At 40.2% G+C, this 16781-nt stretch carries 13 protein-coding genes; 7 read left to right on the forward strand and 6 right to left on the reverse strand.

The window, feature by feature from the left end; genetic code table 11:
* Window positions 1-10 precede the first annotated feature (10 nt).
* From VK541_RS24250 to mscL, 3 genes are all read right to left on the reverse strand, one after another.
* Window positions 11-376, reverse strand: coding sequence for a DUF4288 domain-containing protein (locus VK541_RS24250; RefSeq protein WP_324373193.1), 366 nt, complete (start codon window positions 374-376; stop codon window positions 11-13).
* A 10-nt stretch (window positions 377-386) separates the two neighbouring features.
* Window positions 387-1178 (reverse strand): LiaF transmembrane domain-containing protein, encoded by a 792-nt coding sequence (locus VK541_RS24255; protein WP_324373194.1) that lies wholly within the window; start codon window positions 1176-1178, stop codon window positions 387-389.
* 211 nt (window positions 1179-1389) lie between these two features.
* The gene (mscL, locus tag VK541_RS24260; RefSeq protein WP_324373195.1) at window positions 1390-1821 is read right to left on the reverse strand and encodes a large conductance mechanosensitive channel protein MscL; all 432 of its coding nucleotides are present in this window, start codon (window positions 1819-1821) and stop codon (window positions 1390-1392) included.
* 319 nt (window positions 1822-2140) lie between these two features.
* Here mscL and VK541_RS24265 point away from each other — a divergent pair, with 319 nt between their 5' ends.
* On the forward strand, window positions 2141-2962 hold the full coding sequence (locus VK541_RS24265) for a hypothetical protein (RefSeq protein WP_324373196.1): 822 nt from the start codon (window positions 2141-2143) through the stop codon (window positions 2960-2962).
* Between the two features lie 370 nt (window positions 2963-3332).
* Entirely contained in the window at window positions 3333-4805 is a 1473-nt protein-coding gene (gene rpoN, locus VK541_RS24270; RefSeq protein WP_324373197.1) for an RNA polymerase factor sigma-54, read from the forward strand.
* A 5-nt stretch (window positions 4806-4810) separates the two neighbouring features.
* Here the strand turns inward: rpoN and VK541_RS24275 are convergent, their stop codons facing one another.
* The 3 genes from VK541_RS24275 to VK541_RS24285 all read right to left on the reverse strand — a co-directional run bounded on the left by VK541_RS24275 (window position 4811) and on the right by VK541_RS24285 (window position 9835).
* A complete protein-coding gene (locus VK541_RS24275; RefSeq protein ID WP_324373199.1) occupies window positions 4811-5830 on the reverse strand; it encodes a type IX secretion system membrane protein PorP/SprF in 1020 nt (339 codons plus the stop codon).
* A 1-nt stretch (window position 5831) separates the two neighbouring features.
* Window positions 5832-9299 carry a PKD domain-containing protein gene (locus VK541_RS24280; protein WP_324373200.1) on the reverse strand — a complete coding sequence of 1156 codons (3468 nt, stop codon included), beginning with the start codon at window positions 9297-9299 and terminating at the stop codon, window positions 5832-5834.
* Between the two features lie 68 nt (window positions 9300-9367).
* Complete coding sequence (locus VK541_RS24285) at window positions 9368-9835, reverse strand: response regulator (protein WP_324373202.1); 468 nt, start codon at window positions 9833-9835, stop codon at window positions 9368-9370.
* Between the two features lie 258 nt (window positions 9836-10093).
* Between VK541_RS24285 and VK541_RS24290 the strand changes: the two genes are divergently transcribed.
* From VK541_RS24290 to VK541_RS24310, 5 genes are read left to right on the forward strand one after another with little or no spacing between them, the layout of a single operon-like run.
* A complete protein-coding gene (locus VK541_RS24290; RefSeq protein WP_324373203.1) occupies window positions 10094-12430 on the forward strand; it encodes an Rv1355c family protein in 2337 nt (778 codons plus the stop codon).
* Window positions 12431-13117 (forward strand): hypothetical protein, encoded by a 687-nt coding sequence (locus VK541_RS24295; RefSeq protein ID WP_324373204.1) that lies wholly within the window; start codon window positions 12431-12433, stop codon window positions 13115-13117.
* Window positions 13118-13126: 9 nt separating this feature from the next.
* Window positions 13127-15286, forward strand: coding sequence for a sensor histidine kinase (locus tag VK541_RS24300; protein WP_324373205.1), 2160 nt, complete (start codon window positions 13127-13129; stop codon window positions 15284-15286).
* 9 nt (window positions 15287-15295) lie between these two features.
* Entirely contained in the window at window positions 15296-16369 is a 1074-nt protein-coding gene (locus VK541_RS24305; protein ID WP_324373206.1) for a hybrid sensor histidine kinase/response regulator, read from the forward strand.
* Window positions 16359-16769, forward strand: a complete 411-nt coding sequence (locus VK541_RS24310) for a response regulator (RefSeq protein ID WP_324373207.1) — start codon at window positions 16359-16361, stop codon at window positions 16767-16769. Before VK541_RS24305 ends, VK541_RS24310 begins: the two co-directional genes overlap by 11 nt.
* Window positions 16770-16781: the final 12 nt, after the last annotated feature.

Below are 16781 nucleotides of genomic sequence, written 5' to 3' on the forward strand. Positions count from 1 at the left end.
AAGTTTTTATTTATTGGATCTCAATAGTTTCATTTTCACACTGAATATGCTGCTGTAAAAAGAGCTTACGCTGCTCAATCGTATTTAAAAAAGCGGGCACATCATTGGGTTCATGCAATATGGAAGTTATCTCAGCACCATCCTCCGGCATCTGTATCTCATGGAGATCTGCAATACAGATGAATTTCCAGCTCACCACTTCCCCCATACAGTTTTTAAATGGAGGCTGAAAGCCATCAGCCTGTTCTTCTGCTTTTTTGAGTGCATCGTTGACGTTAGCCGCCTGCATCAGCCTTAGCTGCTCATCAAACTGAGCGTTATAGTTTCCTTCTCCGCTAACGATCTGATAAATATATTTTACTAAGAACCATTTCATAACATAGGGTTTAAAAATTTCTGATATCTACACCTCCAAACAAAGCGACTCCTTTGATGACCAATATTTTGCGCTCAGCATCGGCTACCGGGCTGACTGCCCTTTTATCATCCATACCGCCAAAAATGGCCGTTATTTCCGATTTTATTTCCCAGCTCGGCGGAATAATGATCTTCATACCACCGAAAATCGCCACGACATCCAGTGTAACAGTGCCCTGAAAATCTGCCTGGGTTAAGTTGACGTCCGAGCCTCCGAATATTGCAATCACATCTCCTCCTTTGAAGTTTTTAGAGTATACATTCTGATGACTGCCGCCAAATACATTTACCGAATCCAGTACATCGTTATCTTCCTTGTCCGTATAATTATAGCCAGTATCTTCGGCCTTTGAGGAGGCATCATCAAAATCAGCAGATTTACTAAAATTATCCCGGTCACGAAGCTTTGCTTTCCATTTACCATGCCACCTGTGATGGGTATTCTTAGGTTTAAAAATTACAAACAACCCCAGGACAATGAATCCTATCGCAAAATAATATTTCGAAAAATCACTGTTTGTGATATCCTCCATAGTAAAAAAACCGCCAATCAGTACCATGATCAGCCAGCCACCGCCATTAAAATTACGTTTGTAACCGACCAGTAAACCAATCACGATCAGCAAAGTGTGCCAGCTGATCACCCATCCGGGAATATGTATCCCCACATTTCTCAGGAAAAACACCAATCCCACACCCAAAATGATCAACCCGCTCCAAATCCTGCTGGTATTGTTATGTTTATTTTTACAGTTTTCCATTTGTGTTATTTCTAAATCGTTGTCATACAGCAAAACGCTACACGAATTGCATGATCAAATGTATACAGATTCCCTTCTCCTATCAACCCAAACAGCCCGTGTATCAGAAAAAGGTCGGCAAACCACATCTTTTTATCGGTAAAAAAAAGCATCCGGACGATTCTCGTCCGGATGCTTTTCAAATTAATTTAGCTGCTATATAAACTGAATGTTATTTTGCTTTTAGCAGGTCCCTGATCTCGGCGAGCAGCACCTCTTCTTTAGACGGTCCCGCCGGAGCTGCCGGTTCTGCTTCCTGCTTACGTTTCATCGCGTTGATGCCTTTTACCAGCAGAAATACAGCAAAAGCAAGCAACAGGAAATTGATGGCTACAGAAATGAAATTTCCATAAGCAAAAATCACGGTATCCGGTATTTTTCTAGCCTCTTCGAGCGCCAGCTTTGCCTCTACATTTCCTTTTAGCACCACATAGAGGTTACTAAAATCTACAGAACCGATCACTGCTGAGATCAGCGGCATGATCAGATCCTTTACCACACTGTCAATGATCTTACCAAATGCACCTCCAATGATCACACCGACAGCAAGGTCCATCACGCTTCCTTTAACGGCAAATTCTTTAAATTCTTTTACAAAGCCCATAATATCATAGTTAAGATTCACTTAAAATTAAGTAAAACAATATACATTTCAAACGAATTGTCTGGCCTGAATAAAGAAAACACAACTTCATTTAACCTAACATTCACGATTACAGCATTTTAAATTAAAATCAGCAAAGGGTTTAACGTTGGGCATCAAAACCTGTATATATTTGCAGCATTATAAAAACAAGAGGCTAATATTAGGGTTTTGCTGAATTTCAACTACATAACGAAAAAAATTCCAGGGTGCACTACCTGGAATACCTGATGGATTTACAAATTCCATAATATCAGCTAATTAAAACTAACTGATCATAATGGAATTAAACAAAGACAAAAATTTACAGGACGCCTCAAAAATAATTAATAGACTCCTAAAAGTTGATAACATCCTCTGTTTTGGCGAACGCTCCTGGAGGTCCGTGAACGATAGTATTTTTCAGCAAACAGCACTCATTCAAAGCAGGCAGCATTACTATTTGACGGTCATTAGTGAAACAGAGGTCAGGGACATCCTGCAATTGCAGGACGAGCTTAACGGCCAGATGGACAAATCTGTTTCCATTAGTTTGCTGGTTCATACAGAAGATGAAATCGCACACGCCCTGGCTGCCGGCAGCCGGTTCTTTCACAAAATATTTCAAAAAGCAGATCAAATGTACCTGCATTCGCATTTTAAAACGCAATTTTGTAATTCCCCGGTCGCCGACCCTGCAAATGCACTGATGCTTTGGCAGGACCACTACCAAAAAGCCACCGCATTTCAGGAATCAGCAGGTAACCTGCTCGGAATAGACGACAATTCTGCTTCCCTTTACCTGATCATTGAAAGCCTTGAACATGCCTGCACCGGCTTACTTCAGGCTTGCCTCGATTATCAGCCAAAACGCAGTGACCTGACTTATCTTCTGCCGCTTTGTAATATTTTATCAAATCAACTCGAAAGTATTTTTCCCCGTAAAACCCCGGCAGACGAAAGTCACTTTCAACTGCTTTCTAAGCGTAAATGCTTCACCGATAAAAATCCAAATGGCCCTGAGGACCCCTTCACCATCTTCTTTTTGCACCAGCAATGTGTTGAATGGTTAAAAGCAGCCAGGGAAGTTTTCGAATCCTCAAGACATACCGGTCATACATAGCGACTGTACATTAAGTCGTCAGGCAAGATCCTGATTATAGCACCAGCCCCTGTTGAACTTATCCCGTGCTCCTGCCTGGTAGGTGTCGGAACTTAAAGTCCAACATTAGTCCAGGATTAGTCCAACATTAGTCCAGCTTTTGTTAGAAAAATATGGACTAAACATTCACTTTAGTTGTATTTTACAAGGACTGATATTAGCACAAATATAGACGCAGTGTACTGCGATAGTGAATCCGAATTGATCGGATTAATCACTTTTTCCTTATTGAACTGCAAGCAATTGCCAGAATGTATTTCCGTTATTACTACTTATACATACAAATTATGTATTTTTGAGACGTGTATATAAAATACCTGCGAGCTTCCTTATGCTGAAACAACATTTACAACAAAAGTTACTTCAAAAACTATCGCCACAGCAAATACAATTCATCAAATTGCTGCAGGTGCCAACCGTTGCATTAGATACCCGGATCAAAGAAGAACTGGAGGAAAATCCAGCGCTTGAAGACCCTAGTCTAATGATAGCTGAAGAACCCAGAAGTGAGTATGATGACCTGAATGATACACCGGAAGACTATGACGCAGGATCAAAGGAAGAAAGCACAGATGAGTTTAATGTTGATGACTATTTACAAGATGACAGTGTAAATGATTACAGCACATCATACAACAACAATGATGATGACGAAGAGAAGAAAGAGACCCCAATAGCTATTGAAAGTACTTTTTTCGAAAGTTTACAGGAACAGCTCGACCTGGTACCGCTTTCGGATTCGGATTTTATCATAGGAAAACAAATCATCGGCAGTTTGGACGATGATGGCTATTTGCGTCGTCCGATCACCTCAATGATCGATGATCTGGCCTTTTCTCAGAATGTAATGGTTGAGGAGGAAGATGTACTGGAAATGCTCAAGGTGATACAAAGCTTTGATCCTCCCGGAATCGCAGCAAGAGATTTGCAGGAGTGCCTAACCTTACAGTTAAAACGCAAAGACCCCGCCAATCCGATTATACAGAAAGCCATTGAAATAGTCGCAGATTACCTGGACGAGTTTACCCGAAAGCATTACGATAAGCTCGAAAAGAGTTTAGGTCTGAACAGTGAAGACCTGAAGGAGATCATCGCCGAGATTCTGCGGTTAAACCCTAAACCCGGCGATTCAAACCAGGTGACCACCAAACAATTACAGATCATTCCTGACTTTCATGTATCTAATAATGACGGCGTATTGATACTGACTTTAAATTCAAAAAATGCTCCTGAGCTGAGGGTTAGCCGTTCATACATCGACATGTTTGATCATTATGACAAGACCGCTCAAAAAGATAAAAAAATGAAGGAGGCGGTTCAATTTGTAAAGCAAAAGCTTGACTCCGCAAAGTGGTTCATTGATGCCATAAAACAGAGGCAGCAAACGCTGCTTAAAACGATGAATGCCATCATGCAATACCAGTACGAATACCTGCTGACCGGAGATGAACGCAAAATGCGTCCTATGATCCTCAAGGACATTGCAGATAAAATCGACATGGATATATCTACGGTGTCGCGTGTGGCGAATTCTAAATATGTACAAACAGAGTTTGGAACATTTTTATTGAAATCATTCTTTTCTGAAGCCATCCAGACTGAAAGCGGCGAAGAAGTGTCTAACAAGGAGGTAAAAAAGATACTGGAAGACTGTATAGGCAATGAAGACAAGCGTAAACCGCTGGCTGATGAAAAACTTACTGAAATCCTGAAGGAACGCGGATATAACATTGCAAGACGAACCGTGGCCAAATACAGGGAACAAATGAATATTCCGGTAGCCAGGTTAAGAAAAGAATTGTAGATCCATCACCACATTCTGGTCGTACTCCATACTTCATAAAAATTGTTCAGCTGCAAACCAAGCACAATCTCATGACTCCCGTTGCTTACTGTATTCAGTTCGGAGGTCACAAAATCATAAGAATAGGTAAGGTTGATCAGTTTGCTGATATTTACTCCTGCCATTGCAGAAAAAGAATCGTTTCTGCGGTAACTGCCTCCTACCCAAAATCTGTCCTTGAAAGCAAACTTCAAATTGGCGTCAAATGACAGCGGCGCAGGACTGACTTGTTTAAACATTACGGAGGGCGTAGCCGCTATCTCATCAGACACGAAGAAGCGGTATCCGGCAGTCATAAACCAATGGGGTACATTCTTACCGGTATTGTATTGAGGATCAGTTGTAAACTTTAGTTTCTGCGGAAGAATCTGCTGAACCGATGTTCCTGCAAAAAAATTCGCTCCGTATAGCCAGATCCCTAAACTCAGATCAGGCTTGACCTGGCTCACAATCGTGTTTTGGATAGACGGATCATTGGGATTGTCCGTTCCGAAGTCAAGTGCATTCAGATCCAGTCCTATACGGGATATTCCGGCGGCTACGCCCACTGACAAATTCAGCTGACTGGCCATCTGCAGGTGATAGGCGTACGTTAAATTAGCATCTACTCTGGAGAGCGGTCCAACATCGTCGACAACGGCTGTAACGCCCATTCCATGATGCGCAGGGGAAGCGGTGTAATTTTGCATATAGTTCCTGCTCATGGGGTCATCTCCGTGGTCTGGCAGTGAAAGGGGGTTTCTCCATAAATAATCATCACCAAATTTCCAGTTGGCAGAAATAAAAGAGGTTTGAGGCGCATCTTTGATCCCCGTCCATTGTTTTCTGAATCCAATTTTCACATCGGTATAATTTTCTATCCCGCTCAAGGCCGGGTTTAAGAGGTAATTATTAAATATATATTGTGTGTACTGTGGCCTTTGCTGGGCCTTTATTGATAATCCCAGTATTAAAAGCGCCAAAGTTAGGTATACAGGTGTTCTCACGTTATCTGATTAGTGTTAAAGAGCCGGTTAAAATTTTCCTTCCGTTATTTGGATTGATAATATAGTAATAAGTTCCGACAGATAAAGCCTGATCTTTATAATTTCCGTCGAATGGTTTGTAGAAGCCCTTGCTGTAGTATACCCTATGCCCGTATCTGTTAAAGATCTCTACGGTAGAATTGAGATAGATCTCAATATTTTTTAATACCCAGGTATCGTTTATACCGTCTCCGTTTGGACTGAAGGCATTATGGGTGTCGACCTCGGGTATCACATGCACATAAATTTTCTCTATGATGACACAACCCTGTGATGAGCGGATGGTCACCGTATAGGTTCGCTCCCTGTCTGCGGTGACCACAGGATTTTGAACATTGTCTTTATCCAGGTTGATCGCCGGCTCCCACTTGTAGGTGAGGTCAGCGCCTGTTGCCGAGAGGTCCAGCTGTTTTTTTTCTCCTGCATAAATAAATACATCCCTGGTATAGTTTGCCAATGGAATAGGATAAACCGTGATGGTCTGTGTTTTCATTTCGCTGCATCTATTGTCAGCTTCAAATGTATAGCTGATGGTATGGGAGCCAATGCCGGCTGCTTTGGGGTCAAAAGTCCCGTCTGTACTAATGCCCGGGCCATTATATTTTCCTTTACCCGGTAATCCAAGAACTTCTTTTGCGTGATTCACCGTGAACAGTCCACTATTCAGACAAATTGGTTGAATAGTGCCAAAAATCAGTTCAGGACTTGGATATATCATAATTTCCTGTCTGAACTCTTCAAAACATGTGATCCCTGAGTAAACACGGATGAGGATAGTGAACGGCCTTGGTGCCGGGGAACTTGCCGGCGGGTATTCAAATTCATAAGATTTGCCCTCCTCAGGGTCTTCATCTGTGATGAAATCCTGAGGATTGCCATCATAATCTTTGAACCATACTACCCGAACAGGTTTACCCTGGTCTACAGATGATTTATTAATGACCGTAACTTTATTTTGACTGCAAAGATTATCCTGATTAACTACGGTAAAAACTGGTGTGATCACTGCACCGTTTACAACAAGATCCTTACTGACATTGGTAATGCAACCATCACCTGTAACCACCCTCAGTTTAATGGTATATTTGCCTGCTGCACTAAACCTGAGTGGTGGCGGATTGCGGTCTCTTGAAGACCTGATGCCGTCACCAAAATCCCATAAGTAAGTCAAATTTGAAGTACTGCTTCCATCGGCGTCGGTAGATGTGTTTATAAAACGTACCTCCGTATCGTTAATACAGACTTCAGGCACTGTAAAGCCGGCAATAGGAAGGCCTTTAATCGTAACACGATAAGTTTTTGGTTTACTTATACATCCATTGGCAGCACCTGCAATGAGAGAGATGTCATATTCACCGGGCAATGCATAAGTGTGGCTGGCAATTTTTGTAAGTACCGGCGGACTCCCGTCCCCGAAATCCCAGGACCAGGAATTGATGACTGCACCGTTATTTTCCACAGTAGAGCGGTCTTCAACAACTACCTCTGAAGTAATGCATTCTACGGGATTAACCTTAAAATCGGGCAATATTTTGGGTTTGACTGTAATCGTCTTCTCGATCACATCAGACAGGCAACCATCTTCAAGCCCGGCAGAAAATTTCACACGAAATGGACCGGCAGTTTTGTAAATGTGCTTAGGATTCTGTTCGGTTGAAGTAGTTCCATCATCAAAATCCCACAGCCATTTATTGACGGGCTTATCGGCAACATTTGAAAGACTGTTGTCAATAAACATCACTTCTTCCTCAAAACAAGCCTCAGCAGGTACCGAAATGGCCGCTGTCGGGATGGGGTAAGAATTAAAATCAAATGCATATTCAATGACACTGCCAATACAGTTGTTTGCATTGGGCATGGTTGCAGTTACAGCCATCGTATGCGATGACACATCAGGAAATATTTTATTTAAGTCGTAAATATATTCATAGAGCAGGTCACCGTTGGGTGCATTAAAGATTCTGGGAGGAGCTGTGATCTCGACAGCGGGTTCGTTGTCAAGCTGCCAGGTTATTTTATTGTTCTGGACCTGAAAAGGAAATACGATCTTAAAATCAGATTCCTGATCTATACAGGCATTTGGTGAATCATAACCTGTAACGGAATTGCTCACAAGAAGATAGTTGTTGGCGGCCAGGTTCGTGCCCGCAGAATAGGCATAAGATTCATGATCGCCAAATCCGTAAGCTATTGCATTAAATCCTTCATTGGCAGTGAGCGTCGAGCTTTCATCAAAGACACGGACCTGGGCGTAAGACAATTCCGGATTTGCGGGCATTTCATTCCATGATCCCTCCGGAAGCGCTATTCCGTTTATCTTAAAAGTGTGAGCAGCACTTGTTTTGATACTTACATTGATGTATTTCTCTGCGATATCCTGAAGTTCTGAAGAAAATAGAGTTACTGTTTTAATATTGAATTCTGTAGGATTAAGCATGACCATTTCGGGATCCCCAATGCGCGCTCCGGATGTACCTGAACAGTCCTGAGTAAGGGAATATTCGGCAACGCTGATCTTTTTATCCGCAGAAACAAGGACTGGCTCTCTGACATAAATTGGGCTGACATAAGGAAATCCTCTGTTAAGCGTAATCACCTGACCACCTATATTTACTTTTGTGTTGTCCTCCTCTGCCAATATCCGGTAATGATAAAACCGGTCTTTAAAAGGCACTATGCAATAGGTCTTCCCCCAGCTGGAAGTCGGGTAAAGCTGTTGATATAACGGATCCCTGGAAGTACTGCAGTCAGATGATCCAATGGTTACTGAAGTACTTCCGGAAAAGACGGCAAATCGTTTTGTGCAATTGTCAGGCGAAGAGGGATCTATCTCAACAAGTGTTCCTGAGATATCCTGAGCTCCCTCCGGCATATATTGATAGAGATCACCTGGATTGGCTAAGGTTACTTTTACAGCTGGACGGCTACGCGGGTGAATAATTACGTCGGTGTTGGGCTCTGTTGCTACTACGATCAAAAAATTACGGTTCATACGGGAGGCATCCAGCGTTTGATCGTAATTCATGGAGTAATATTTCTGTCCTAAAGACTCCAGAGGTAAAATCAATGAAGCCGCAGAACGGGCTCCAGCATAAATATGGGCATATACTGCCACTTTTGGAGCACCTTCACGAACTTGTATATGAATGCCGCGATTTACCAGATTAGTATTTTGTTCATTATAGTCTATATAAGCATCCGCCCTCGGGACATTGAAGGGAACCGGAGTATTGGGAGGGATTGGTCTACTTTGCGGAGGTCTTCCATTACAAGTCACCGTAACGTATGATTCCGATTTACTGGTTACATAAATTGTAATATTCGCAAGCTGCGGGCCGTCCCGGCTGGGAGACGGGTCATGACTGGGAAACACAGCCCAAAAGTCCGTGCCCTCATTTGAAATATTTTGCGATTTCGCATTGTAGATCAATGGGAAAAAAATTAGCAGAAAAAAAACTAACCCCCACCTTTTCATAGCTACAAAAAATTACCCCATAACTAAGATAAGAGATTTTGTCTCAATAAAAATTCTAATTGTTTATTTGCCAGTAATAATTGCTCGGTAAGCTCCCTGTTTTCTTTTCTAAGCGCATAGATCTCATATGCCTTCTCTATGTTTATCCGCAGGTCTTCGTCCATCCAGGGCTTTTGGATATACTTATAAACCTGGCCTTTGTTGATCGCATCTATCACCGCATTGATGTCGGCGTAACCTGTTAAAAGGATTCGAATGGGGTCCGGGAAATCGGGAATAATGGATTCTAAAAATTCTATACCCGTCATTACCGGCATGCGCTGATCTGTGATGATCACCTGCACTTTCTCCGTTTCTAGTATCTTTCTCCCTTCTGCTGCAGATTCAGCGGTAAATACATTAAACAATCTTCTGAATCCCGCTTTAAAAGAGTTCAGGTTATGAACTTCGTCGTCTATATATAATACATTTATTACAGCATCTGAAGGCATTTTATTGAATATTTTTATAAATATATTATTTTTATAAATCTTAGAAGACAATTTCCTATTTAAATTTCTCTCTGTCTTGTAAACGTCAAAATATAATATGGAAACAGTCGGGCTTGCCCGCTGATAAACCCATGGTAAAATGTCTAAATAATTTAACGTTTAATCTTCATTATCACTCGAAAAAAGTATAAATTTAATGATATTTGGCGCTAGCTAAATCTATTTTTAGTTTAAAGGGATAATTTCATATTACGACAAATGCATTTAGGTAAAGATTTAAAAAAATCGATAAAAGCGCTAATTTCATCGACGGCAGCATCCAGAGAGTTATGCAAACCTGAGTTTTACAGAATAAAGAACGCAGTTGAAAGAGCAGCCCTGGCTGCCTTAATTGCAGAAAGACCGAATCTGCATGTCTTTGACACCATTCAAAATCAGCTTCAGGATCTTATTAAAGGATTAAATCCGAAAATCATATTTAACGAATTTACAGTTGATGAGGCTATCACAAAACACCTTAACGGAACAGATCTTGGAGAATATGGGGTCTGGGTATACTATCCCTGGGCAGAGAAATTGGTACATATGCTTGATGAACAAGAATTTATCCGGGTTCGTACCGGCAGGAACAAGCACAAAATAACCCAGGAAGAACAAGATCAGCTCATTCAAAAAAAAATAGGTGTAATCGGGCTTTCTGTTGGTCAGTCTGTATCTTTAACCCTAGCAATAGAAAGGGGTTGCGGAGAACTAAGGATAGCAGATTTTGATTTACTTGACCTGACAAATTTAAACCGTATCCGTGCAGGCGTCTCTAACGTAGATTTAAAAAAGACAGTTATTGTAGCAAGGGAAATTGCAGAAATAGACCCTTTTTTGAAAGTAAGCTGTTTTCATGAAGGTATTACGGAGGAAAACATCGATGCTTTTATAACAGATAATGGCAAACTCGATCTTCTTATTGATGAATGCGATGGTATAGATATAAAAATTCTCTGTCGCCTCGAAGCAAGAAAATACCAAATACCCGTATTGATGGAAGCTAGCGACAGGGGGACTATAGACATTGAACGCTTTGATCTTGAGCCTGCGCGTCCGATACTTCATGGTTACATTGAACACCTGGATGTTTCCAAAGTTAAGTTTCTAAAAACAAATGAAGAAAAAGTGCCTTACATTTTACCAATTGCGGGCGTAGAAACATTATCAACCAGGATGAAGGCTTCTATGATGGAAATTGAACAAACCATCACTTCCTGGCCACAACTGGCCAGTGCTGTTGCTTACGGAGGCGGCATTACAGCGGATCTGGCCAGAAGAATTTTGCTTAAGCAACTAAGTATATCGGGAAGATTTTTTGTTGATATTGAGGAAATCATTTCAGATCCTAAAACGGAAGATAAGCAGCAAACCATATCATTCTCAGACGACAAAATAACCTTTGAGGACATTGAAGCATTAGCTAAGAAAATAAAAGTCAATTCAATACCAAATCGCATCTCACTTAAAAATGAGGAACTGGATGAGATTATGATCACTGCACAGAGGGCAGCTTCTGCAGGCAACAATCAACCTTGGAAATGGTATTATGAAAATGATTCACTTTACCTGTTTCATGATGCAGGACGTTCTTCCTCATTTGCGAACCAAGACAACATTGTCGCTTACCTGGGATTTGGCGTTGCTCTTGAAAGTGTCAGATTAAAAGCCGAATCACTGGGATTAATTGCACATGAAATGACATTTCCTGACAAAACCATTTCCTCGCTTATCGCTGTTATCCAATTCTCAAAAGCCGATACCAATTTCAAAAAAGATCCTCTTGCTAATTTTACCGGAATCAGGCATACCAACAGAAATGTTCCCAAGATTAAAAAACCCATCGACAGTGATCAACTCCTGGAAATAAAGAAAGAAACCGAGTTAATCAAGGGCGCTAAATTTTATTTTACGGAGGACGGGAATAGTATAAACACTATGGCTCAGGTAATGGGAGAAGCGGACAAACTACGCCTTTTTACTCCCACAGGTCACCATGAATTATTTAACATAGAGCTAAGGTGGACAAAAGAGCAAAGTAAAGAAAGTGGCGATGGGTTAGATCTAGCTTCTTTTGAACTGACCCCTCTGGAAGCAATAGGTATGAGGTTGGCGAAAGATCCGGAAGTGCTCAATTTACTTAAAAACTGGAAAATGGGCTCCGGATTGGAGCGGATGTCCAGAAAGGCGGGAAATGCTTCGTCGGCTCTCGGACTAATTACGATGTCTGAGTATGATGCCGCAAATTTTATTGATGGTGGAAAAGCGATTGAAAGGGCTTGGTTAACCGCAAATAAAAATAAGATCTCCGTACACCCAATGACGGCAAGCATACTCCATTTTAATATTCTCAAATTTGGTAAAGCACTGGATAATGACGAATTTTTAAAAGAAAAATTTTCCCATCTGAGCAGTTTGTTTTATAAATGCTTTCCTCAAACTGACAAAAAAGAAATACCCGTATTTCTCTTTAGATTATTTTATGCAGAAAATAGTGGTACACCATCAGAACGCTTACCTATGAATCAAATATTTATGTCAAATTTAAATACTTAGATGATAAGATTCAAAGCGTTTAAAGCCACTGACGATGAAGCTGCGTGTCACAAATTTATAGAGGGGCACAGAAAGGTTCTGGAAATATATGGAATAACAATGATCACCTCTGCAAAACATCAGTGGGTCCATCACGATAATACCTATGTTATTATCGTAGAATCAATGGAAGACAAAAGGGCATTGGGCGGTGCCCGGATTCAAATCGCTGATGAAGTACTTGCCCTTCCGATACAGGAAGCTATCGGTAAGATTGACATGAATATATATAAGCAGATCGAGCAAAGAAAGCCGCTTAAAACAGGAGAGCTTTGCGGACTTTGGAATTCGAGAGAAATTGCAGGGTTTGGAGTGGGAAGTATTTTTTTAATAAGAGCCTCTGTCGCTCTGGCATATGCGTTAGGTTTGAATAGTCTTTTTGCCTTGTGTGCTCCGGCAACAGTTAAAGGCGTAAAGAAAACAGGCTTCGACGTTAACGTTGATTTAGGCAATAGTGGACAGTTTTATTATCCCAAATTAGATTTGATTGCAACGGCAGTGATTATCGGCAATTTGAGGACACTTGAAAATGCAGAACCTGGAATAAGGGAACTGGTGTTCGACTTAATTGAGAATCCAGTTCAAATAAAGAAAGAAAGTGGACCTAGAGGAGATATCGAAGTAATGTATGATTTAAAAATAACTTAATTTCTTATTGTGAATTTATTCAAAAAAAAGATTCTTTCCTTAGCATTTTTATTTGCATTTATTTTTTTTCAAAATGGTGCAATTGCTCAAATAATTCGCATTAACGAGGATATCTATAAACAACAAAACATCAGTAATAATATTTCCGTTTATGAAGATCTGTCTGGAAAACTCTCATTGGATCAAGTAATTGCAAAACAGGGATTCGAGCTTATTGCTGAAAAAATAGCAAACTTTGGACTCACTTCATCTACCATCTGGTTAAAGGTTCAAATTGTTAATCCACAAAAGTACAAGGATATTTTTCTTGAAATCAAAAATCCGACTTTTGACAGGGTAGAACTTTTTATGCCTGAGCAAAATGGTCAGTTCAACAGCCATATATCCGGTATGGTCGTCGACGTTAAAAAACGCGAGGTACATCATCAAAATCCAATATTCAGACTCTCTCCAACATCAAAAGATACTACAACATACTTCCTGAGTGTAAAATCTTCCAATCCTTTAACTCTGCCCGTATACCTGGGTAGTTTCAAATCTACTTTGAGTTCCATAACATTAGGAGACAGTATATTTAGCTTGTACATCGGACTGATTATAACGATGTTCTTGTACAACATTTTTATATATTTTACGGTAAGGGACAAAAGCTATCTGTTTTATGTAATCTATATCTTAAGTGTAGGCTTTACGCAAATGTCCTTGCTGGGATATTCCCAGATATTTTTATGGGGTGATAACCTTTCACTAAATATACAAGGCATCGTTCTGTCTATTGTTCTGGTTGGAATAACATCCGTGCTTTTCGCTGCGGAGTTTCTTCATGTCAGGCAGTACTCAAAACGGGTAAATTACTATTTGAATATACTCATATTGTTATATAGTGTCGGACTGCTGATCAGTTTGCTCGGGTATCCACTCCAGGCTCAGATGATGCTGCAAATTTTAACAATAATCGTTTCTATTTCTCTCATTACGACTGGTATAGTAGTTTACCGCAGAAATTACCGGCCGGCGTTATATTTTGTGATTTCATGGTCCTGTTTTCTGCTTGGAGTCATTATATTTATTTTAAAGGATATCGGTGTACTCGTTTCGTCGTTCTTTACTAATAATTCCATTCTTATCGGTTCCGGGCTTGAAGCAGTATTACTTTCATTTGCACTGGCCGACAAAATAAATATCTTCAAAAAAGAAAAAGAAGAATCGCAGGCAGAGGCACTGAGGGTGTTAACCGAGAATGAAAAATTGGTACGGGAACAAAACATATTATTGGAAATAAAGGTAAAAGAACGAACAGAAGCCTTGGAAAACACCAACCAATCACTAAATGTGGCTTTAATTAATTTAAAAGAAGCCCAATCACAATTGGTCGATGCAGAAAAAATGGCTGGTTTGGGTCAACTGACAGCAGGTATCGCTCATGAAATCAATAATCCAATTAATTTCGTCACCTCTAACATTAAACCACTGGAACTTGATATTATTGATCTGGCCAATGTAATTACGATGTATGAAAAACTCGATTTTAGTGCGGAACTGCCCCCTCAAATTTCTAAAATCGAATCATTTAAAAAACAAATAGACATCGCATTCGTAAGGGAAGAGATCAAATCTCTGCTATCAGGAATTTCTGAGGGTGCGAAACGAACTGCTGAGATTATCAGGAGTCTTAAGAATTTTAGCCGGCTGGATGAGAATGACACCAAACCTGCAGATATGGCTGAAGGACTGGACAGTACACTTATCCTGATCAAGAGTACATTCCCTGCTAATCTGAAGATCATCAAAGACTATCAGCCTATCCCGGAAGTGGAGTGTATGCCCGGTAAAATAAACCAGGTTTTTATGAACCTCATCACAAACGCAATATATGCGATCAAATCTAAGGAAATTCAAAATGAGCACGAGTATATCACACTCAAAATCTGGCGTGAGGGCAATTTTGCCAAAATAAGCCTAAAAGATTCGGGGACCGGAATGTCTGAAGTGGTAAAGCAAAAGATCTTCGAACCGTTTTTTACGACAAAGGATGTAGGAGAAGGAACTGGCCTTGGCCTATCAATTGCGTTTAGGATTATAGAAAATCATCATGGCAATATAGATGTTATCACAAATTTGGGTGAAGGAACAGAATTTATTATTAACTTGCCTTTAAACACTAAATAGCAGGTCTATATGCCAACAATCCGGGTTCTGTATATTGATGACGAGGAAAACAATTTAAACGCATTTAAGGCTGGTTTCAGAAGACAATATGAAATTTACACAGCTATTTCTGCTGCTGAAGGGTTAAAAATTTTAGAAAACGTTGTGCTGCATGTGATCATTGCTGATCAAAAAATGCCCCAGACCACGGGTGTAGAATTTTTTAAAAGCATTGCCAAAACCCATCCCGATCCGGTTAGAATTCTGCTTACCGGATATACAGATATTGAAGCGCTTGCGGATGCGATCAACCACGGTGATATCTACAGGTACATTACCAAACCCTGGAATGATCTTGAACTGCACAATTCCATAAAAAACGCGTATGATGCGTATAAGGCAAAAATCGACCTGCGCGAAAAAGTCTCAGAACTCGAAAAGACCAATGACGAACTGAACAGATTCATTTACAGCATTTCACATGAATTAAGAGCTCCTCTTGTTTCTGCAATGGGTGTGATAAATGTCGTAAAGATGGAAGGCTTATATGATTCTTGCGGCGAATACTGGAGCCTCATAGAAACCTGTTCAAACAAATTGGATTACTACATACAGAAAACACTTCAGTATTATAAAAACAATAAGATTGCTTCAGAAAATACTCTTGTTAATTTTGAAAAACTGATTCCCGAACTGATCAATCTCTATTCCTATACTGATAAGGACACTCATTTTCATGTAGACATCAAACAGGACAGTGATTTCTATGGTGATGCATTTAGAATTGAAGTGATATTGGGTAACCTGATATCAAACGCGATAAAATATCAGAAGGAAGGCGAAGGAGATAAAAAGGTTAATATTATTATTGAGGTTAAAAATAATGCTGCAGAGATCGTAATCAGTGATAATGGAATGGGTATTTTAAATGAACACCTTGAAAAGATCTTTACGCAGTTCTTTAAGATTAAAACAAATCATGGAACCGGTCTCGGGTTGTTCATTGTTAAAGAGGCGCTAAATAAAATTAATGGTAAGATAACCGTAAGCTCTGATCTTTCTGAGGGGACCGCCTTTAAAATTACAATTCCAAATGGAAAATAAATACAGAAAAGTAATGCTGATAGACGACAATGAAGTGGACCTGAAGATCAACTCAAAAATCATCAACCTATCAAAGCTATTTGATGAGATCATCACCTGCCTGTCTGGTGATGAAGCACTGGCCTATTTAAACAAACATGCTGATGATGAGCAAAGCCTGCCTGATTTTATCTTGCTGGATATACAAATGCCGGAAATGGATGGTTTTGATTTTATGGAGATCTTTAAAAAGTTTCCCGAAAAACTTAAAAACAAGTGTTTGATCGCCATGCTTTCTTCTACCCTTGATTTTGGTGACATCAAAAAAGCAGAAGCAAATCCCTACGTTATAAAACTGTTGAAGAAACCCTTGTTTCCAAAAGAACTGGAAGACGTTCTGAACAAATACCTTGAAGCTTAGTCACAAAAAGCC

Origin of the sequence: Pedobacter sp. (assembly GCF_035317785.1) — a bacterium.
In the GTDB taxonomy this organism is placed as follows: Bacteria; Bacteroidota; Bacteroidia; order Sphingobacteriales; family Sphingobacteriaceae; genus Pedobacter.

Excerpts from the sequence above, each read along its gene's own strand:
- rpoN (WP_324373197.1), top strand. The coding sequence starts at position 3,333 with ATGCTGAAACAACATTTACAACAAAAGTTACTTCAAAAACTATCGCCA.
- VK541_RS24290 (WP_324373203.1), top strand. The coding sequence starts at position 10,094 with ATGCATTTAGGTAAAGATTTAAAAAAATCGATAAAAGCGCTAATTTCA.
- VK541_RS24255 (WP_324373194.1), bottom strand. The coding sequence starts at position 1,178 with ATGGAAAACTGTAAAAATAAACATAACAATACCAGCAGGATTTGGAGC.
- VK541_RS24305 (WP_324373206.1), top strand. The coding sequence starts at position 15,296 with ATGCCAACAATCCGGGTTCTGTATATTGATGACGAGGAAAACAATTTA.
- VK541_RS24295 (WP_324373204.1), top strand. The coding sequence starts at position 12,431 with ATGATAAGATTCAAAGCGTTTAAAGCCACTGACGATGAAGCTGCGTGT.
- mscL (WP_324373195.1), bottom strand. The coding sequence starts at position 1,821 with ATGGGCTTTGTAAAAGAATTTAAAGAATTTGCCGTTAAAGGAAGCGTG.
- VK541_RS24310 (WP_324373207.1), top strand. The coding sequence starts at position 16,359 with ATGGAAAATAAATACAGAAAAGTAATGCTGATAGACGACAATGAAGTG.
- VK541_RS24285 (WP_324373202.1), bottom strand. The coding sequence starts at position 9,835 with ATGCCTTCAGATGCTGTAATAAATGTATTATATATAGACGACGAAGTT.
- VK541_RS24250 (WP_324373193.1), bottom strand. The coding sequence starts at position 376 with ATGAAATGGTTCTTAGTAAAATATATTTATCAGATCGTTAGCGGAGAA.
- VK541_RS24265 (WP_324373196.1), top strand. The coding sequence starts at position 2,141 with ATGGAATTAAACAAAGACAAAAATTTACAGGACGCCTCAAAAATAATT.